The organism is Nocardia sp. NPDC059236, from assembly GCF_042754085.1.
In the GTDB taxonomy this organism is placed as follows: Bacteria; Actinomycetota; Actinomycetes; order Mycobacteriales; family Mycobacteriaceae; genus Nocardia.
Genome location: NZ_JBHZAF010000011.1, coordinates 176,974 through 195,939 on the forward strand (window position 1 = coordinate 176,974; position 18,966 = coordinate 195,939).

The following is an 18,966-nucleotide window of genomic DNA, read 5'->3' on the forward strand; positions in this document are numbered from 1 at the left end:
CGGCAGGAGGCCGCGATGAAACATCTGCTCGCGCTCGACCTCAAAGCCCGTGCCATGCACGCGATCTCGCTCGACGGGGGTGACGTGCGCACCCTGATCACCGGGTTGGACGCCTACCCCGACGGCGTCACCGTCGATCAGGATCGCGGGCACGTGTACTGGACCAGCATGGGCGCACCCGACATGCGTCCCACGCCCGGCACGGAACCCGTGTTCTTCCACCGGACCGGCATGCTCGAACGCGCCGACCTCGACGGCGGCAATCGCACGGTGATCGTCCCGCCCGGTGCGTTCACCACCGGCAAGCAGCTCACCGCCGATTTCGACACCGGCCACCTGTACTGGTGCGACCGCGAGGGCATGCAGGTCCTCACCTGCAATCTCGCCGGGGGCGAGCTGCGCCCGCTGGTGGTCACCGGGGAAGGCACCGAAGACGCTGTGCAGTCTCGGAATTGGCCGGTCGGCATCTGCCTGGACCTCGACCGCCGCCACCTCTACTGGACCCAGAAGGGCGCACCGAAGGCTGGTGAAGGCCGGATCTTCCGCGCGCCACTCGAGCTCCCCGCCGGCACCTCCCCCGCAGCCCGCACCGATATCGAGGTGCTCTGGCACGATCTCCCCGAACCGATCGACCTGGCACTGTCCGGCGACGGGAACCTGCTGTGGACCGATCGCGGCGCAGAACCCGCGGGCAATACCCTCAACCGCGCCTCGGTCGACCCGGTTCCTGGACCGGTGACCATCCTGTCCAGCGGCTACCGCGAGGCCATCGGCGTGGTGGCGATCAGCGAATCCCGGTTCTACGTCAGCGATCTCGGCGGTGCGATCCGCCTCGTCGACCTCGATGACGGCATCGACACCGAAATCGCCCGCCCCGGTGGCGCGCTCACCGGACTGGCACTGGCAGACCTCTGAGCGAGGGACCCGAGCACCGCGTCGAGAACGCCGGGGAATCGTTCGTCGAGGTCGGCCCGGCGCAGGGTCATGTAGCGGGCCTTGCCGTCGACGCGGGTGACGGTGAGGCCGGCCTCGCGCAGGGTGCGCCAATGGTTCGACAGGGTCGATCTCGGGATTACGAGATGGTCGGGGCTGCAGGAGATTTCGCCGTGGACGGCCATGAGGCGCACCAGTTCCATCCGGACCGGGTCCCCCAGGGTGTGCAGCACCGTCACCAGGTTCAGGTCCGCGGTATTCGGCTGGGTCAGCGGCGGCATCGGGTTCCTCGTTCGGTTGACATGACCGGGGCACCAGCTTACGTTCGTTTCGTTAATTCGGAAATATCGAAATGAGATTGCCTGTGACGGTCCTCAGCACCCTGGCCCGCGTCTACGTCGACGATCTGGACGCCGCATTGCCCACGTTCACCGCGCTCACCGGTGAGCAGCCCCGGCTCCGCTTCGCCTACCGCGAGCTGGAACTGGCCGGCATCGGCGCCTACCTGCTCATCGCCGGAACCCCGGAAGCCCTTGCCCCCTACCGGGAAACACACGCCACCGCGATAGTGGACGACCTGGACGAGGTGCTCACGATCATCACCACCCTCGGCGGCGACATCCTCGACGGCCCGAACGACGTTCCCACCGGCCGCAATCTGACGGTGCGGCACCCCGGCGGCGCACGCATCGAATACGTCGAATTCGATACGGCCAAGGTCGAATCCGTCGCGAGCTGACGACGGCAGGCCCCGCGCGGCGATCAGGCACCGGCGCGGGCGGTGGCCAGGATGGCGCCGATGGCGGGGCGCTCGGGTCCTTCGCCTGGCGGGCGGGGCCTGATCCGGAGCCCGCCGCCGACCGATCCGACTACACCATGGTGTCCCCCATCGGAAGACCGAAAGCATGGTTCCCGTACATGACGTAGGCACGTTCGGGGTCGTTGGCCGCGTGGACGCGTCCGGCATGGGCATCGCGCCAGAGGCGTTGCAGCGGGGTGTCGACTGCGAGGGCGCCGGCCCCGGCGGCCTCGAAGAGCCGGTCGATGGCGGCGATGGCACGGGCGGTGGCGCGGACCTGGTCGCGGCGGGCGCGGGCGCGCAGAGCGAACGGGATCTCCCCGCCGTCCCGGAGCCGGGCGTACTCGTCGGCGACATTGCCGGACAACTGCCGCCACGCGGCATCGATGTCGCTGGCGGATTCGGCGATGCGGATCTTGCCGAAGGGGTCGTCCTTGGCGTGCTCGCCGGCGTACGCGGCCCGGATCCGCTTGCCCTGATGCTCGACGTGGGCCGCGTAGGCGCCGTAGGCCATGCCGACGATCGGCGTGGAGATCGTGGTGGGATGGATTGTCCCCCATGGCATTTTGTAGACCGGCTCCGAATTTCGCTGCAGCCCGGGCGATGTCAGCGAGTTCATCACGCCGAAGCTCAGGAAGCGGTGCCGCGGGACGAAGACGTTCTCGACGACAACCGTATTGGATCCGGTGCCACGCAGACCGACCACGTTCCAGACGTCGTCGACGGAGTAGTCGCTGCGCGGGATGAGGAAGGAGCCGAAGTCGACAGGCTTGCCGTTCTCGAGCACCGGCCCGCCGACGAAGACCCAGTCGGCGTGGTCCACCCCGGAAGACCACGCCCACGAACCGCTGACCAGATAGCCACCGTCCACCACGGCACCGGCGCCCATCGGCGCGTACGACGAGGCGATCCGCGCGTCACTGTCGTGGCCCCAGACATCGTCCTGCGCACGCTGATCGAACAGCGCCAGGTGCCAGTTGTGAATCCCCAGGATCCCCGCCACCCAGCCGGTGGATCCACAGGCGCTCGCCAGGGTGCGCACGGTGTCGTAGAAGACCACCGGATCTGCGGCGCATCCACCCCATTGCCGCGGCTGCATCAGGGTGAAGAATCCCGCCTCCCGCAGGTCCTCGATCGACTCGTCGGGAATGCGCCGCAACGTCTCGGTCCGCTGGGCGCGCTCGCGCAGGGTCGGCACCAAAGCCTCGACGCGCGCGGTGATTTCACGGGTCATCTCGCCGGGTTCTCCTGACCGGTCAGGTGGCGATCGCACACTCTCCGCCACATTTCTAGAACACGTTCCTGTCACTATCGAGCAGCTCGAGGTACGCGACAAGCGGACGGAAATCCCTAAAAGAAGAGTCTTTCGACCATTTTCTGGATGCTCTTACTGATCGGAAGCTGACACAGATCTGAAACTGGTTCTAGACCTAGGAGGGTGCGATGGCGACGTCACGCGGGTTCGGCAGAAAGATCCGGGACATCGACGTGGGCACGATGCCGACCCGCTATGCCCGCGGCTGGCACTGCCTGGGCCTGGCGGACGCGTTCCGGGACGGGAAACCCCACTCGGTCAATGCCTTCGGCACCAAGCTGGCCGTCTGGGCCGCCGATACCGGCGAACTGCGGGTGCTGGACGCCTACTGCCGCCACCTCGGCGGCGACCTGTCGACGGGCACGGTCAAGGACGGCCGGATCGCGTGCCCGTTCCACGACTGGCGATGGGACGGCGACGGCCGCTGCACCGGCATTCCCTACGCGCGGCGGGTACCCCCGCTGGCCCGCACCCGCGCGTGGACCACGCTCGAGCGCAACGGCCAGCTCTTCGTCTGGCACGACCACGAGGGCAACCCGCCACCGGACCAGGTCACCATCCCGACCATCCGGGGACCGTACACCGACGCCGAAGGCAACCCCGCGGCAACGCTTTCCCCCGACTGGACCCCGTGGACCTGGCGCTCGATCCTCATCGAGGGCTCCAACTGCCGCGAGATCATCGACAACATCGTGGACATGGCCCACTTCTTCTACATCCACTACGCGTTCCCAACATTTTTCAAGAACGTCTTCGAGGGCCATGTCGCGACGCAGTACCTGGAGACCAAGGGCCGCCCGGACGTCGGCATGGCGACCAAGTACCGCGGAGACACGCTGCTGAAATCGGAGGCCTCGTACTTCGGGCCCGCCTACATGATCAATCCACTGCTCAATGTCTACGGCGGTTTCGAGGTCCGCAGCGTTCTGGTCAACTGTCACTACCCGGTCACCCAGGACTCCTTCGTCCTGCAGTACGGCATCACGCTGGAAAGACCCACGGGCGTACCGGCGGACACCGCGAACCGTCTGGCGGACAGGATGACCGAGGGCATCGGCGAGGGCTTCCTGCAGGACGTGGAGATCTGGAAGCACAAGTCCAAGATCGAGAACCCACTGCTCTGCGACGAGGACGGCCCGGTCTACCAGCTGCGCCGCTGGTACGAACAGTTCTACGTCGACGTCGCCGACGTCGACCCGAAATCGGTGCGGCGCTTCGAGTTCGAAGTCGACACCTCGCGGGCCAACGAGGTCTGGGAGCTCGAGGTCGCCGAGAACCTGCGCCGGCGCGATGTGATCCCGGCCACCGCACCCTAGCCCAGTTCGAGGACGATCTCGGTTCGGAGGTCACCGGCGGCGCGGCCCAAGGTCCTCGATCGCTCGTCGAAGGTCCTCAAACCGTCCCTCGGGGATTCACCGGCTACCCCGCAGCTCATTACCGTGCGCTGGGTGACCGCGATATCACCGAAAACCCCAGCAGCGCCGGAGATCACGCGTCCGCATCCGGTGCGGCGATCGCCCAAGGGCTCATTCCTGTACCGGATGGTCAGCACGACCGACCCGAAGGTGCTGGGGCAGATGTACCTGATGACCTCGATGGCGTTCTTCATGATCGCCGGGCTGATGGCGTTGATCATGCGCGCGGAGCTGGCGCAGCCGGGCATGCAGTTCCTGTCGCCGGAACAGTTCAACCAGCTGTTCACCATGCACGGCACGATCATGCTGCTGTTCTACGCGACCGCCATCATCTTCGGATTCGCGAATATCCTGCTGCCCTTGCAGATCGGCGCGCCCGATGTCGCGTTTCCGCGGCTCAATGCGCTGAGCTACTGGTTGTATCTGTTCGGCGCGACCATGGCGACCGCAGGCTTCGTCACCCCGGGCGGTGCGGCCGATTTCGGCTGGACCGCGTACGTGCCGCTGTCGGACATCATCCACTCCCCCGGTGTCGGCGCGGACCTGTGGATTCTGGGGGTGGGCGTCTCGGGCCTGGGAACCATTCTGGGCGCGGTCAATATGCTCACCACCGTCGTGTGCCTGCGCTGCCCGGGTATGACCATGTTCCGGCTGCCCATCTTCACCTGGAACGTCGTCGTCGCGAGTTTCCTTGTGCTGCTGGTGTTCCCGCTGCTGACCGCAGCCGCCCTGGCGCTGTACTACGACCGGCACCTCGGTGGGCACATCTACGATCCGGCCAGCGGCGGAACCATGCTGTTCCAGCATCTCTTCTGGTACTTCGGGCACCCCGAGGTGTACGTGATCGCGCTGCCGTTCTTCGGCATCGTGTCGGAGATCTTCCCGGTGTTCAGCCGCAAACCACTGTTCGGCTACACCGGCATGGTCTATGCGACACTGGGCATCGCGGCGCTGTCCATCGCGGTGTGGGCGCACCACATGTATGCCACGGGAGCCGTTCTGCTGCCGTACTTCTCGTTCATGACCTTCCTCATCGCGGTGCCGACCGGTGTGAAGTTCTTCAACTGGATCGGCACCATGTGGAAGGGGCAGCTCACCTTCGAGAGCCCGATGCTGTTCTCGCTGGGCTTCCTGGTGACCTTCCTGTTCGGCGGCCTGTCCGGCGTCATCCTGGCCTCACCGCCACTCGATTTCCATTTGTCCGACACCTATTTCGTGGTCGCGCACTTCCACTACACCCTGTTCGGCACGGTCGTGTTCGCCACCTTCGCAGGCATCTACTTCTGGTTCCCCAAGATCACCGGCCGCATGCTCGACGAACGCCTCGCGAAGTGGCACTTCTGGACCACGTTCCTCGGCTTCCATCTGACGTTCCTGGCCCAGCACTGGCTCGGCAACATGGGCATGCCGCGGCGCTACGCCGACTACCTGCCCTCCGACGGCTTCACCCTGCTGAACCAGGTCTCCACCATCGGCGCCTTCCTGCTCGGCGCGTCGATGCTGCCGTTCCTGTGGAACGTCTTCAAGTCCTACCGCTACGGCGAGATCGTGACCGTCGACGACCCGTGGGGCTACGGCAATTCCCTGGAGTGGGCCACCAGCTGCCCGCCGCCACGGCACAACTTCTACGAGCTCCCACGCATCCGCTCCGAACGCCCCGCCTTCGAACTCCACTACCCGCACATGATCGACCGCATGCGCGCCGAGGCCCACGTCGGCTGGGGCGCGACCGCCCATCACGTCACCGAGACCACGCCCATGGAGGCGAAATGACCAGGCCCCAGCAACTCTCGACCTTCCGGATTCCCCGCCTGCCCTACGGAGCCCTGGTCCTGCTGACCGGATTGACGCTGATCGGCGGCCTGATCCTGCTGACCCACCTCGCCCAGGGTCGCTGACCCCCGATCGTGCGAACGCTGACTCCCCTCGCAGCCGTTCGCACTCCGGTGAGGCCGCGCCCCCGCCCGTGCGGCCTCACCGGGCCTTTCGCGATCTTCCCGCGTGCGGATTCAGCGCCGCCCGGCCGCGTTCGGCGACAGCGCCGACAGGTAGGGCGCGACCAATTCCGTTGCGGCCGTGACAGTCCGGTCGGTGTCCTGGCCGCTCTCGAGCATGCGCGAGGCCGCATGCACGATGCCGTCGACGAGTCCGGCGGTGGCGGCGGGGTCGGCCGCACCGGCCGTCTCGAGCGCGGCGATGAGCGGGGTGCGGAGTTCGTCGTGCAGTTCGCGGCTGTAGGCGGCGATATCGTCGTCGATGATCGTGGTGAGCACGCGGGCCAGGGCATGCTCACCGCTCGCGACCAATTCCAGGTTGGCGCGGACGTATTCGAGAACCTGATCGGCCGGGCCGGACGCGGCCGCCATCCGCTCCGCCACCCGTCGCGCCCACTGCGGGAAGGTGTCGGCCAGCAGCTCGGCGAGCAACTGGTCGCGGGAGGAGAAGTACTGGTAGACGCTGGGGCGGGCGAGCCCGGCGCGCGCCGCCACCTCGGTGAGAGTGGGCGGGCGGGCCGGGTCCTCGGCGAGGATGGCGCGCGCGGCGTCGAGCAGGGCGCGGCGTTGCGCCTCGCGATGTTCGGCGAGCGTGGCGGCTTGGATCCTCGGCACCTGATCTCCTCGTTGGGGGTTACCCGCTCAGTCTCCCATCCACCAGGGTGAGCACCCGATCGCAGTGGCCGAGGATGTCGTGATCGTGGGTGACCATGATGGTGGCCACCTTCCGCTCGCGGGTCTGCCGGGCCAGCAGCTCGATCACGTCGTGGCTGCGGGCGCGATCCAGCGCTGCGGTGGGCTCGTCCACCAGCAGCAGCGTCGGGCCGGTCGCGAGCGCGCGGGCGATGCCGACGCGCTGGCGTTCCCCGCCGGAGAGCTGATGCGGCCGCCGCCCCGCCTTCGCGGCCATGCCGACGGCGGCGAGCAGGGCAGCCGGATCCGCTGTGCTGCTCGAAGCTGCTGCGGTGCCGCGCTTCCGCCCGCCGGTGCGATCGAGCAGCCGCACCTGGTCGCGGGCGGTCAGCGCGGGAATCAGATTCCCGGTCTGGAACACGAACCCGATGTGCTCGCGGCGGAATCGCGCCAACTGCCGCCGGGACAGGGTCGTCAGCTCGGTGCCGTGCACCAGCACCTGCCCGGTGTCGGGCCGGGCCAGCCCGCCCGCGACCGCGAGCAGCGTGGATTTGCCCGATCCGGACGGTCCCACGACTGCCAGCAGCTCGCCCGCCCGTACGGTCAGGTCGATGCGGTCCAGGGCCGCCACGGCATGGTCGCCGCTGCCGAAGGTCAGCGAGACATCGCTGAGCGAGATGCCCTGGCGGACAATCGATTCGACGGTCATCGCTGCGCCCCCAGAGCCTCGAGCGGGTCGACCCGCGTGACGCGCAACGTGGTCAGCACCGCACCCAGCATGCCCATCACGATCAGCAGTACCGCACCGACCGCGACCGCGCCGGGTTCGAGCGCGAAGGGCATGCCGCCGACGAACCGGCTGCCGCCCACTCCCACGCCGACCCCGGCGGCCGTCGCGGCGACGAGCACGATCGCGGCCTGGATCAGGCTGTCGCGCAACAGATATCCGGTGGAGACACCCAGCGCCCGCAGCACCGCCAGCTCGTGGGTGCGCTGCACCGTCCAGACCATGAAGAACGCGCCGACCACCAGGGCCGAGATGGCGTAGAGGAAGACCCGGATCAGGGTCATGGTCGACATTTCGGCCGAGTAGCCGGGAGAAGCATCGAATGAGGCCGACAGCGTCATGGCGTGCGTACCCGCGGCGCGATCCCCCGCCGCCAGATCGATGCCGCCGGGCCGCGCGCGCAACGCCACGGCATTGGCCTCGTGATAGATCTCCGGCCGGGCGATGTCGCCGGGCCGCAGTCCGGCGTGGATCTCCTGCCAGAGTCGCAGCGGCACATAGGCGACGTTCACGTGCCCGAAGGTGCGCTGTTCGGCGGTCGCGCCGACGACCCGCAGCGTGGTGCCGATGCGGTCGATGATCACCACATCGCCGATGCGGACGCCCTTGTCGAGGGTGGTCGGGCTGACCACGATGCCGTCCGGCGCCCCGAGCCCGGACCCCCCTGCCGGGCTCGGGGCCAGAAACGACCCCGGCTCGACCCCGAACAGCGCGAGATCGATCGCGACCCCGTTGCCGGTCTTCGCATTGACCAGCGTGTTTCCGAACAGCGCCGCATCGGCGACATCGCCGCGCCCGCGCCAGGCCGCGACCTGCCCGTCGTCGACCGTGCTGCGGGTGAAAGCCGATTCCGTCTCCGTCTTCGGCGCGAAGGCGAAGGCGTCCACGGGCATGGCCTTCAATCCCGAGACACCGTCGTCGACCAGGCCCGACGACAGGCCAGCCAGCATCACTATGAGCACCGCGATCAGGGCGACGACCGCGGCCATCAACCCGAATCTCGCTCGCGCGAACCACAGTTCGCGCACCGCCAGGAACATCCGAACTCCCTTGTCCGGCGCCGGGCACTTTTACCGACGCACCGTCGGGATGTTACCGACAGTGCGTCGGGAAAATCTGAGTGGGGTCAGAGTTTCTTCAGGCAGAATGTGGTCCGGGGTTCGGCCAGGGTGATGACGCTGTCCGCGTCCTCGCCGCACAGGGTTTCGTCGGATTGGCCGTCGATGCGGGTCAAGACCTGGAAGCTGGCGTTGGAGGTGCCGCATTCGGCGTACTTGTAGCCGGTCAGCATGCTCTCGTGATAGCAGGCGCCCTGCTTGAAATTCGGGGCCAGGCACAGATAGGCCATGGACATGCCATTGAGGGTTTCCTCGTACGAGGTGTAGTCGGCAGCGCAATCGGTCTTGCTGCTGTAGACCTTGGCGACCTGATACACCGCCTTCGGGGAACCGCAGTCCACCGGCGCGGTTTTGGAATCGATCATCGAGCCTTCGATGACATCGATACAGTCGCCGACTTGCGAGCGACCGGTATCGGATTTGCCCGCGTCCTTGACCACATCGGCGCTCTTCTGCACGGCGGAACAACCCGCCAGGGCCAGGGCCGCAATGGCCAGGATCACGGGGACCAGCCGCCGCGCACTCGACGAAATCCTCTGCATCTGAAGCTACGTACCTCTCCCACTCGCCAATCGATCGAACCCGGACTACCCAACCCGTTTCCGCACGCCACAGCATCCGTGAAACCACGGGATCGGGGCGGCGGCCGGGAGGCGAGAGTGCCGAGTTAGGCTCAGCCGAAGGCCGTTCACTCGGAAAGGAGTGCGCGATCCAGCCATTCGTCGGCCGCACCCGCGAACTCGCCACCCTGAACGCGGCCTGCCACACTCCCGGTGGAGACGGCGTATTCCTGGTGGAGGGCCCGGCCGGAATCGGAAAATCGCGGCTGCTTTCGGAATTCGCGAACGGGCTCGAGCCGGACCGATGGCGGACGGTCGTCGTCGCGGGCACCGAATACGACCAGCCCACACCGCACTATCTCGTGCTCGATATCGCGGATCGACTGAGCGGCACGGAAAGCGAAATCGGGACCGATACCCGGGACTCGGCCCGATGGATTCGGCAGCGGCTCGAAGCCACGCCGACGCTGCTCATCATCGACGATGCGCATTGGGCCGATGCCGCGTCGATGCGGGTGCTGGCCCTGCTCATTCGGCAGCGGCCGGAATCGGCTCGCATTGTGCTGGCCTATCGCGAAGGGCAATTTCCGGAATCGCTCGGATCCGCGCTGCGCGCACCGGGTGTCGCGAGCGAGCACCTCGCGGTGCCGCCGCTGCCCGATGCCGACGCGAGAGCGCTGCTGCCGGAGCTGCCGGCGGGCCGGTGCACACAGGTGGTGGCGGCGGCGCACGGCAATCCGCTGTATCTGCGACTGCTCGCCGAACTCACCCCGGCCGATTTCGACGCCACGATTCGAGCCGAGGATCCGGCCGCGGCACCGGCGGATCAGACCGCGCTGGACCGGACCATCCGGGCCGAACTGGCACACCTGCCCGCCCGGGAGCGGCTGGTCGCGCAGGCGATCGGGGTGTGCGGCGGCACCGATGACGTGGAACTGCTCTGCGGCACGGCCGAAGTCGCACCGGCCGACCTGCGCGAGGCGATCGACGACCTCACGCGGCGCGGCTGGGTCAGCGTCACCACCGGCCTGGTGAGCTTCCGCCATCCGCTGGTACGCGCGGCGGCGTACCGGCTGGCCGGGCACGGGTGGCGGGCGGCCGCGCACGCTCGCGCGGCACAGGTGCTCCGCGCCAAGGACGCTCCCGTCCTCGCCCGGGCCCGCCACCTGGAACACGCCCTCGGTCGCGACGAGCTCGCGGCGGGCGAATTGCTCTGCGCCGCCGAGCAGGCCCTCGGTACCGACCCGGCCGCCAGTGCCCGTTGGATCGCCGCCGCTCTCGACGCTCAGCCGGATTCGGGTGGGCGCGCCGATGTTCCGGCCCGCGTCCTGCTCGGCCGGGCGCTGCTGCTGTCGGGATCCGCGGAATCCGCGCGCGAGACCCTCGAGCCCCTGCTGCCGGGCACTGCGGGCGATCCCACCCCTGAGCAGGTCGAGGCGGCTCTCCTCTATGCGCGCTGCGAACGGATCCTCGGGCGCGTGGACAGCGCGCGAAACCTGTTGACCCGGCTGGTCGATCGGCCCGGCAGTCACGAACACGGGCCCGCCCGGCTGGAATTGGCCATCCTGGAGATCCAGGACAACCACGACGCCGAAGGCGCGGAACGAGTCCGGCAGCTGTTCACCTCCGAAGCCGTGCACGATCCGGCCATGCGCGCGGCCGCGGTGACACTGCGGAGCATGGGCCGGCTCAATGACCTCGACCTGCGCGCCGCCGAAGCCGACTACCGCGTCGCGGAGCGGGAATTCGCGCAGCTCACCGACACTCAGCTGCTCGACGGCATCCACGCCGTCTCCGCCCTCGGCTGGCTGGCGTACTTCCTCGACGACCAGCGCACCGGCCTCACCCACATCGAGCGCGCCATCCGCGTCAGCCGCCGCCGCGGCCGCAGCTTCATCCTCCCCGAACTCCTGACGGTACAGGCCTACTCGCTGGCCAAACTGGGACGCTACGCGGACGCCCTCGCCGCCGCCGATGACGCCGTCGAAACCGCCGAACTCTACGCCTACCCAGGCATCGCCCCACTGGCTCGAGCCCTCAAACTCCGTGTCCTGGAAGCAACTTCGCCGCGCGCAGACGTCATCCAATGCTGGCGAGACCTCAACGCCCTCCCCCGCCCCGCCGTCCGCTGGTGGCGCGGCGCAGTCGAAGCAGCCCTCCTGGAACTGGCCGCCCGCCTCAACCTGGATGATCTGCCCGCACAACAACCGAGCCCCCGCGCACCCGCAGCTCCAGCGTCCGAAGATTCGACCCTGCGCCCTGGTCCGACGCCAGGACCACAACCGGGAGGTCCGCTCCGAGGCGGCCGGGCACTGCCTGGATTGGCGGAGCCACTACGAGACGGCGCAGCAGACGGCGGCCGCTTGCACCCGATGCGAGCAGCCGAGCTCTCCGTCGCGTGCTTGAGTGCTGTCGATCGAGGTGACCTCGGCGCGGCCGAATTCATGCTGGCCCAGGCGGAGGATGCGGCCGAGCGCCTGGGCTTACCCGGCGCACTGGCTGCGGCAGCTCGGGCTCGGGCCGGATACCTCTGCGCCCGTGGGGATCTCATCTCCGCCGAACGTGCCGCTGAGGACTCGGCCGAAGCGTATGCGCGGGCCGATATGCCGGTGTTCCGCGCGCAGGCCCTGTTGGTGGCGGCGCAGATCGCCGGGCAGCGCGGCGATTTCACCACCGCCACCGCCCGAATCGCCGCCGCCCGCGCCGAATTCGCGGCAGCTGGAGCCACGGAACTGCAGCGCGCCGCGACGGTCGTCCAACGTCGGCTCGCAGGACATCGAACGGTCTCCGGAGCGACGAAGCTGAGCGAGCGGGAACGCGAGGTCGCCGAATTGGCCGCCAAGGGCCTTGCCAACAAGGAGATCGCGGCCCAGCTCTACCTGAGTCCCCGCACCATCGAAGATCACCTCGGCCGCATCCTGCGCAAACTCGGTTTGACCAGCCGCGCCGGAATCGCTGCTCGGCTGGCCGAATTGGCCGATTGACCGCGAAAGCATCCAGTGCCGATTGTCATTGCCGCGGGCGAGGTCGCTCTCCGCATGGAGGTCGTCCTGGCCCTCCTCGCCGATGGCGACGGCGCGGAACGGCATTGCAGTTCGTTCGGACTCCCGGTATCGAAGGCCACTCGGACACACCACTTTCGAGCGCTGCGCCTGGCCGGGCTGATCCGTCAGGTCAACCGCGGCAACAGCAATATGGCCCAGCTCGGCAATCTATCCGCAGTTCACCGGAACCGGATCTCCGCGGAAACGTGATTCCACATAGTTCCACGCGTCGGCGAATCCGGCGACGGCCGTGGTCATGTGCTCGGCGATTTCGAAGGGCCGGAACACCAGCGGCACACCGGCCTTGCAGTACCGGTCGGCGACCTCGGCGACCGGATCGAAGGAGGTGAGCGTGTCGAACCGCCCCTGCCAGAAGTAGGTCGGGACCGCCGGCGTGCCCGGGAAGTAGCGCAGGCTGTTCTCCCGCAGCACCGCGTGCGCCTCCGGACTGTCCATCAGGCTCTTGGACGCCGCCATCTGGTCGGCGTTGCGGAAGGCGCCGTGGAACAGCAGGAAGCGACGGCAGGCGTCGTGGGTGAATTCGCGGAACCAGAGCCCGTTCTCGTTGAGCTGATCCGAGATCGGCAGGCGGTTCGGGTATTCGCGCTCCAGGCCCATGGCCGCGGCGAAGGCCAGGCCGAAGCCCGGGTGCGGCTCGAAGCCCAGCGAGAGCGCCATCTGCTCGAGATCGGCCGGAATGCCCCCGGCCACAACGGCATCGAGCTTCAGGTCCGGCGCGTACTCGGGTTGCAGGGCAGCGGCCCAGGCGGTCGCCATGCCGCCGCCGGAATACCCGGCCAGCGCGACGGGCGACTTCCCGAGTCCCAGTTCGGTGGCCTTGCGGACCGCCTTCACACTGTCCAGGGTCACCATGCCGCTGAGCTTGGCCGCGCCGTAGGCGACATTCGGCCCCAGATAGTCGGGCAGCGAGATGGCCCAGCCGCGCCCGATCGGCAGCATGGCGCCCACCCCGTCCTGGAGCTCGCCGTTGAACAGCGACCGCGACGGATTGCATTGCGCGCCCAGCGAGTTGATGAGCGCCTGATACGACACCAGCGGCGGGTTCGAGACCCCTGCCGGGAGCAGCACCGTGGTCATGCCGAGGATCGGCTGCCCCTGGGAGTTGGTGCTACGGAAGGCCACCTGCCAGCCCTCGGTGCCCACGTACAGCCCGGTATCGATCTTCCGCGTCCGGACCACGTCACCGGGCGCGAGCGCACCCAGATCGGCCGGCGGACCGTAGAACGGATCGGGATCCTGCGTGGGATACAGGGGTTGAGCCGACGCGGGGGCGGCGCCTACCGCCCCCGCGGTCAGGATGCTCAGAGCCAGGACCACAGCCCTGACGGACACTGCGAACAACGACGTCCCTCACACTTCAGTCGTTCTCATCTCGCTCCCGACCGCGCGCGAAAGAACGATCGACCAATAAAGCAATGGATTGGCATTCGGCACAGCCGAGCCTGTGAACCGGAAGAGCATGCGTCAGCAAGCCTTTCGCGAATCGTGCAGTGACGCTACAGCTAACTAAACAGAGCGTCCAGTTATTCGGACAATTCCGGCACGAACTGTCAGTGCCGATCACTGCCCTCGACTACGAACCCCGAACCGCCTTGGGCAGAGCCGAGATTCGCTCGCGGTGGCGCTGCTGGAGTTCGCGGCTGCGGGTGAGGAAGTCGAGGATGGTGCGCAGCTCGGCGGCCGACGAGCCCGCCATCTCGGCCGCGCCCTCCTCGGCGATGGGCCCGTATATCTCCCACGCCCGAGCCATGGTCGCCGGGGTGATGCGGACCAGCACCTTGCGCCGGTCGCCCGGTTCCGGCTCCCGGGTGATGTGACCGAGCTTGGCGAGCCGATCCAGCATCGTCGTGACGCTGCCACTGGTCAGACCCAATTCGGCCGCCAGTGCGCCCGGCGTCGACTCACCCCGGACCAGCACCTCGAGACAGCGCAGGTCGGTGCGGTTGACGCCGAGCACGGTCGCGGCGGCCTGGTCGACATCGTCGACGGCCGCCTGCAACGCCTGAGACTCCCGTCCGACTCGGGCACGCAACTCGTCCAGATTTTCTCTTGACATTCAAACCTCTTGATCGTCAAACTATTGATATCTTGATAACCAAGATACATCACGTTCAAGAGAGTTCAGAGGGAGACACGACATGAAGAAGGCACTGGTCATCGGCGGCGGCATCGCCGGTCCGGTCACCGCGATGGCACTGCAGCAGGCCGGTTGGGAAGCGGTCGTCTACGAGGCCTACGCGGACACGGCCGCCGGGCAGATCGGCGCATATCTGACGGTTGCGGTGAACGGCCTGTCCGCGCTGGCCGAGATCGACGCCCACCACATCGTCATGGACACCGGTCACGCCACCGACACGCTGAGCTTCTACACCAGCGCCGGCAAGCACATCACCGATATGCCCATCGGCGGCACGCTGCCCGACGGCACCGTGACCCACAGCGTGAAGCGGCGCGACCTGTACCGGGCACTCAATGCCGAAGCCGCGCGGCGCGGTATCCGATACGAGTTCGGCAAGCGACTCGTCGACGCGGAACCGACGGCCACGGGCGGCGTCGTCGCCACCTTCGCCGACGGCAGCCGGGCCGAGGCCGACCTGCTCGTCGGCGCGGACGGCATCCACTCCCGCACCCGGGAGATCATCGACCCGAATGCGCCGAAGGCCCACTACCTGGGCATCTACGGCCTGGGCGGATTCGTCACCGATCCGGCCCTGGTTCACGAACTCGGTTTGCGGCCGGGCGTTTACAGCATGATCTTCGGCAAGAAGGCCTTCTTCGGCTATCTGGTCGCACCCGGCGGCGAGATCTGGTGGTTCGCGAACATGCCCGGCGCACAGGAACTTTCGAAGCAGACAGTGGCATCCACGGCGCCCGCGCAGTGGCGCGACCAGCTGGCGCGGATGCTGGCGGCGGACCGGGGCCCCGCGGCCGCCATCGTCGCCGCGACCCCCGACGCCACCTTCGTCACCGGCTTCAATCAGTACGACATGCCGTCGGTCCCCACCTGGCACAACGACCGCATGGTCATCATCGGCGATGCCGCCCACGCGGTGGCCTCATCCTCGGGCCAGGGTGTCTCCATGGCCGTCGAGGACGCGGTGACCCTGGCCATCTGCCTGCGCGACCTGCCCGAGACCGCCACCGCCCTGGCCGAATTCGAGCACCGCCGCCGCGACCGGGTCGAGCGGGTGGTCGCGCACGGCGCCGAAACCAGCGGCGACAAGGCCCAGAGCGGCCTGGCCCGCTTCCTCGTCCGCCAACTGACGCCGATCTTCCTGAAGAAGGCCGCCAAGCAGGGCGTGGGCTCACTGAACTGGATGTTCGACCACCGGATCAGCTGGTCCGGCGAATCAGCCGACCAGCCGGTCCGCCCGAACGCCTAGTACCGCAACGGTATCGACCAGCCGGGATCCTCTGGACCCTCAGCAGACGTAGTAGGTGATCTCGGTGGGGTCGCTGATCGACCGGCGCGCCATGAACGCGCTTACCACGATCAGGGCAAAGGTGCCCACCGCCCATGGGGTCGGTGCGTTGCCCCGCACCGGCGAGCACGCAGCGCCACTGCCGAAGCGCAGGCCCGGCGCGATGAGCGCGCGGACCGCGGTCAAGGCGAGGATGACTCGGGGCGCCTTGGGCGATGCGTGCGGCCGTTCAGGTTCTGCGCGAGATGAACATGATGTATTCGCAGGGAGCGTTCGTTCGGTTGGCGAAGCCGTGGTCCGCGTCGGCCTGGAAGAACAGGGAGTCGCCTGCGTTCAGGGTCTCGGTGATCCCCCCGATCGCGACGGTGAGGGTGCCTTCGAGTACCACGAGTTGTTTCTCCATACCCGGCGGATACGCGGGCAGCAGCCCGGTAGAGACCTGTGCGGGAAGGTAGTGGACGACCATCTCGGCTCCTCCCGCGCCCGGGGCCGCTGACACCATGTGCCGCTCGAAGCCGGTTTCCGGGTCACGGAAAACGGGGCGATCGTTCTTGCGCAGGACAACGGCCACACCAGACGCGGCAGCAGTCGCCCCACCGATCAGGTCCGAGAGCGATGCGTCGAGCGCGTGAGCGATCCTGGACGCGACGCCGATCGTCGGGCTCTTTTCACCGCGTTCGACCTTGGACAGCATCGCCCGGCTGACCGTCGACTGTGTGGACAGCTGCTCCAGCGTCAGGCCCGCCTCCTCGCGGCGTCGCCGCACGTTGGCGCCGAACGCGCCGGCCAGGTCGTCGCCGTGCTGTGGTTCAGCCACGTTTTCGTCTTGCTCGACCACCGTGCTCCTCGATCGATGAGTACCTTGCTGCCCACAGTGTAGATTTCTCCTAAAGAAGATATAGTCTTCTATCGGAGACACGCGATATGCGCCCGACACGACGGAGGTTCCATGCGTTTGATCTCGAGCGGCCAGCACCATGCCACGTTCGAATTCGGCGATCTGCAGGTGATCTCGTTGCGAGACGGGTACATCGACATGCCGCCGACACGGCTCCGCGACGAGTATGGGCGCGAGCTCGTTGCGCTGCCGGCCGCCGTGCCGCTGGCCGGCGACAACTTGCGGCTGTCGGTCAACGCCTTCTTCGTCACCGACGGCACGCGGTCGGTTCTCATCGACACCGGCGCGTCCAACGCCTGGCACGACCCCACCATGGGATTGATCTACGACGCGCTCGACGAAGCGGGAATCGACCGCGCGCAAGTCACCGATGTGGCCATCACCCACAGGCACGAAGACCACGTGAGCGGCCTGATCGCGCCGGACGGTGCAGAGGCGTTCACCGCACTCGAGCGCGTGTGGATCGGCGCGGGCGACACCTCGGTGTTCACGGGGCGGCTCGAGCCGATCCGCGACCGGGTCGTACCCGTGTCGGAGAAGGTCGCGATCAACGACTGGATCACCGCGATCCCGACACCGGGCCACACACCCGGTCACACCGTCTACGACGTCAGGAGCGGCACCGGCCACCTTCTCGTCTGGGGCGACACCGTTCACGTTCCCACGCTCCAATTCGATCAGCCGAACGTGTCCTGGGAGCTCGACGGCAACCAGTCCCAGGCCCGCGCCGCGCGAGCGGCCCTCCTCGAACAACTGACCCAGCCACACCATTTCGTAGCCGGCGCCCACCTCGACTCACCCGGTATCGCCCGGGTAACCCCCTCCGGCGATGGTTATGCGCTGGAATACCTCGCACCACCGATCGGCTGATCGAGCCTGCCGGCTCCCGGCCGCGCTCGCGATGGTGGCCAAGGAGGGCAAGCTCGTCCGGAACGTGGTCGAGCCGATCAGGCGCTTCCCGGGCGCTTAGAAGTTGATCAAGGTTTGGGGGTTAGTACTGCAGCGGCGCCCGGTGGTCAGGTGAGTGGGTGTCCGCGGCCGCTGCTCCAGCGTCCGTCGACTTGCCTACGTGCCCAGTCGTATTCGCGCGGGCCGTGTGTCCCGGTGCCGACCGACAACCGCTGCCAGGCGGTGGCCGACAGTTCCGACGCCGAGCGGTACAAGCAGCGCCACGCCGTCTAGTGCGGTATCGGTCGGCTGAAGGAAAACCGTGCCGTGGCAACCAGGTACGACACACTCGCCGTCCGCTACCGGGCCACACTCCACATCACCGCCGTCAACCAATGGCTCCGACACGGGTGAGGGCGGGCACACGCCCGCCCTCACGCACTTTCAAACACCGGCCAGCTGACCTACTGGATTGAGTTCGTCCACCATTCCATGTCGCGTATGCCGGAGTTGGTGCAGTTCACCGTGCCGGAGAACCCTTCAGCCTGGCTGTTCTGGTACCCGGTGACCGTCCCGACATAGTCACAGATCTGCGGCGAGTTGTTGGTGAGCCGATGGATTTGCACCGTGGCCCCGTCGAAGCTCATCGTCGCCGTCCCCCTGACGGTAGGACTGCCGGGGAGGGCGGTGTTGGTCTCGAACCAGTTCCAGGTTCCGTCGGACTGCTGCGTCCAGTTGCCGATCCAGGGCTGGGGGGCACCACCGGTGTCGCTGACCGACCATTGGGTGCCCAGTCCTGGATCGAAAACTGCCGCGGAAGCGACCCCCGTGCTGAAGGGCAGCATAACCAGGGCTGCGGCCCCGATCGCGACGCTCATTCCGATGCGGGTCCATCGGGGACGAGCGTTCCCGATGTCGGACTTTCTTGGTGAGGACCGCCCCTCGAGTGCGGACAGACCCACGACGGCTGCGACGGCCGAGGCACGGGCAACGAGTTTGGTGCGGTTGGTTGACATAGGTTCACCTTTTCTCCTGGGGTGTCGTGGTTGACGAGAAAAGGTTCTGATGTGGGGCTTCCCGGTTTCTTACGAAGTTCTGCACCCCAGCTCCCGACTCTCGCCCGCCTCCTCGTGCCGGTC

At 67.6% G+C, this 18,966-nt stretch carries 19 protein-coding genes; 8 read left to right on the forward strand and 11 right to left on the reverse strand.

Annotated features, from left to right (window positions below):
• Positions 1 to 15: 15 nt before the first annotated feature.
• The gene (locus ACFXIV_RS27850) at positions 16 to 915 is read left to right on the forward strand and encodes a hypothetical protein (RefSeq protein WP_379399156.1); all 900 of its coding nucleotides are present in this window, start codon (positions 16 to 18) and stop codon (positions 913 to 915) included.
• Here ACFXIV_RS27850 and ACFXIV_RS27855 read toward each other — a convergent pair.
• Positions 801 to 1,214, reverse strand: a complete 414-nt coding sequence (locus ACFXIV_RS27855) for an ArsR/SmtB family transcription factor (protein ID WP_379399157.1) — start codon at positions 1,212 to 1,214, stop codon at positions 801 to 803. The genes ACFXIV_RS27850 and ACFXIV_RS27855 overlap by 115 nt on opposite strands.
• 83 nt (positions 1,215 to 1,297) lie before the next feature.
• On the opposite strand from ACFXIV_RS27855, the gene ACFXIV_RS27860 reads away from it, so the two are divergent.
• On the forward strand, positions 1,298 to 1,672 hold the full coding sequence (locus ACFXIV_RS27860) for a VOC family protein (RefSeq protein WP_379399158.1): 375 nt from the start codon (positions 1,298 to 1,300) through the stop codon (positions 1,670 to 1,672).
• A 130-nt stretch (positions 1,673 to 1,802) separates the two neighbouring features.
• Here the strand turns inward: ACFXIV_RS27860 and hsaA are convergent, their stop codons facing one another.
• Positions 1,803 to 2,966, reverse strand: coding sequence for a 3-hydroxy-9,10-secoandrosta-1,3,5(10)-triene-9,17-dione monooxygenase oxygenase subunit (gene hsaA, locus ACFXIV_RS27865; RefSeq protein WP_379399159.1), 1,164 nt, complete (start codon positions 2,964 to 2,966; stop codon positions 1,803 to 1,805).
• Positions 2,967 to 3,175: 209 nt separating this feature from the next.
• Here hsaA and ACFXIV_RS27870 point away from each other — a divergent pair, with 209 nt between their 5' ends.
• The 3 genes from ACFXIV_RS27870 (at position 3,176) to ACFXIV_RS27880 (ending at position 6,360) form a co-directional block, all read left to right on the forward strand.
• The gene (locus tag ACFXIV_RS27870) at positions 3,176 to 4,363 is read left to right on the forward strand and encodes a Rieske 2Fe-2S domain-containing protein (RefSeq protein ID WP_379399160.1); all 1,188 of its coding nucleotides are present in this window, start codon (positions 3,176 to 3,178) and stop codon (positions 4,361 to 4,363) included.
• A gap of 132 nt (positions 4,364 to 4,495) precedes the next feature.
• Positions 4,496 to 6,235 carry a cytochrome c oxidase subunit I gene (gene ctaD / locus ACFXIV_RS27875; protein WP_379399161.1) on the forward strand — a complete coding sequence of 580 codons (1,740 nt, stop codon included), beginning with the start codon at positions 4,496 to 4,498 and terminating at the stop codon, positions 6,233 to 6,235.
• Positions 6,232 to 6,360, forward strand: coding sequence for a hypothetical protein (locus ACFXIV_RS27880; protein WP_379399162.1), 129 nt, complete (start codon positions 6,232 to 6,234; stop codon positions 6,358 to 6,360). Before ctaD ends, ACFXIV_RS27880 begins: the two co-directional genes overlap by 4 nt.
• A 111-nt stretch (positions 6,361 to 6,471) precedes the next feature.
• Here the strand turns inward: ACFXIV_RS27880 and ACFXIV_RS27885 are convergent, their stop codons facing one another.
• From ACFXIV_RS27885 to ACFXIV_RS27900, 4 genes are all read right to left on the reverse strand, one after another.
• Positions 6,472 to 7,071 (reverse strand): TetR/AcrR family transcriptional regulator, encoded by a 600-nt coding sequence (locus tag ACFXIV_RS27885; RefSeq protein WP_379399163.1) that lies wholly within the window; start codon positions 7,069 to 7,071, stop codon positions 6,472 to 6,474.
• 19 nt (positions 7,072 to 7,090) lie between these two features.
• Positions 7,091 to 7,798, reverse strand: a complete 708-nt coding sequence (locus tag ACFXIV_RS27890; RefSeq protein ID WP_379399164.1) for an ABC transporter ATP-binding protein — start codon at positions 7,796 to 7,798, stop codon at positions 7,091 to 7,093.
• A complete protein-coding gene (locus ACFXIV_RS27895) occupies positions 7,795 to 8,916 on the reverse strand; it encodes an ABC transporter permease (RefSeq protein ID WP_379399165.1) in 1,122 nt (373 codons plus the stop codon). Before ACFXIV_RS27895 ends, ACFXIV_RS27890 begins: the two co-directional genes overlap by 4 nt.
• Positions 8,917 to 9,002: 86 nt before the next feature.
• Positions 9,003 to 9,536, reverse strand: a complete 534-nt coding sequence (locus ACFXIV_RS27900) for a hypothetical protein (RefSeq protein ID WP_379399166.1) — start codon at positions 9,534 to 9,536, stop codon at positions 9,003 to 9,005.
• Between the two features lie 167 nt (positions 9,537 to 9,703).
• Between ACFXIV_RS27900 and ACFXIV_RS27905 the strand changes: the two genes are divergently transcribed.
• A complete protein-coding gene (locus ACFXIV_RS27905) occupies positions 9,704 to 12,538 on the forward strand; it encodes a LuxR C-terminal-related transcriptional regulator (RefSeq protein ID WP_379399253.1) in 2,835 nt (944 codons plus the stop codon).
• A 228-nt stretch (positions 12,539 to 12,766) separates the two neighbouring features.
• Here ACFXIV_RS27905 and ACFXIV_RS27910 read toward each other — a convergent pair whose 3' ends face one another.
• Together ACFXIV_RS27910 and ACFXIV_RS27915 are read right to left on the reverse strand one after the other, a co-directional pair.
• On the reverse strand, positions 12,767 to 13,951 hold the full coding sequence (locus ACFXIV_RS27910) for a lipase family protein (RefSeq protein WP_379399167.1): 1,185 nt from the start codon (positions 13,949 to 13,951) through the stop codon (positions 12,767 to 12,769).
• Positions 13,952 to 14,192: 241 nt separating this feature from the next.
• Entirely contained in the window at positions 14,193 to 14,675 is a 483-nt protein-coding gene (locus tag ACFXIV_RS27915; RefSeq protein ID WP_379399168.1) for a MarR family winged helix-turn-helix transcriptional regulator, read from the reverse strand.
• A gap of 82 nt (positions 14,676 to 14,757) precedes the next feature.
• Here ACFXIV_RS27915 and ACFXIV_RS27920 point away from each other — a divergent pair, with 82 nt between their 5' ends.
• Positions 14,758 to 16,002 (forward strand): FAD-dependent oxidoreductase, encoded by a 1,245-nt coding sequence (locus ACFXIV_RS27920; RefSeq protein ID WP_379399169.1) that lies wholly within the window; start codon positions 14,758 to 14,760, stop codon positions 16,000 to 16,002.
• A 39-nt stretch (positions 16,003 to 16,041) separates the two neighbouring features.
• On the opposite strand, the gene ACFXIV_RS27925 is transcribed toward ACFXIV_RS27920, so the two are convergent.
• Both ACFXIV_RS27925 and ACFXIV_RS27930 read right to left on the reverse strand, forming a co-directional pair.
• Positions 16,042 to 16,227: a hypothetical protein gene (locus ACFXIV_RS27925; RefSeq protein WP_379399170.1), complete on the reverse strand. Its 186-nt coding sequence runs from the start codon at positions 16,225 to 16,227 to the stop codon at positions 16,042 to 16,044.
• A gap of 43 nt (positions 16,228 to 16,270) precedes the next feature.
• Positions 16,271 to 16,879 carry a helix-turn-helix domain-containing protein gene (locus tag ACFXIV_RS27930; protein ID WP_379399171.1) on the reverse strand — a complete coding sequence of 203 codons (609 nt, stop codon included), beginning with the start codon at positions 16,877 to 16,879 and terminating at the stop codon, positions 16,271 to 16,273.
• A 111-nt stretch (positions 16,880 to 16,990) separates the two neighbouring features.
• On the opposite strand from ACFXIV_RS27930, the gene ACFXIV_RS27935 reads away from it, so the two are divergent.
• On the forward strand, positions 16,991 to 17,809 hold the full coding sequence (locus tag ACFXIV_RS27935; RefSeq protein WP_379399172.1) for an MBL fold metallo-hydrolase: 819 nt from the start codon (positions 16,991 to 16,993) through the stop codon (positions 17,807 to 17,809).
• A 482-nt stretch (positions 17,810 to 18,291) separates the two neighbouring features.
• On the opposite strand, the gene ACFXIV_RS27940 is transcribed toward ACFXIV_RS27935, so the two are convergent.
• Positions 18,292 to 18,843, reverse strand: coding sequence for a hypothetical protein (locus ACFXIV_RS27940; RefSeq protein ID WP_379421346.1), 552 nt, complete (start codon positions 18,841 to 18,843; stop codon positions 18,292 to 18,294).
• Positions 18,844 to 18,966 lie beyond the last annotated feature (123 nt).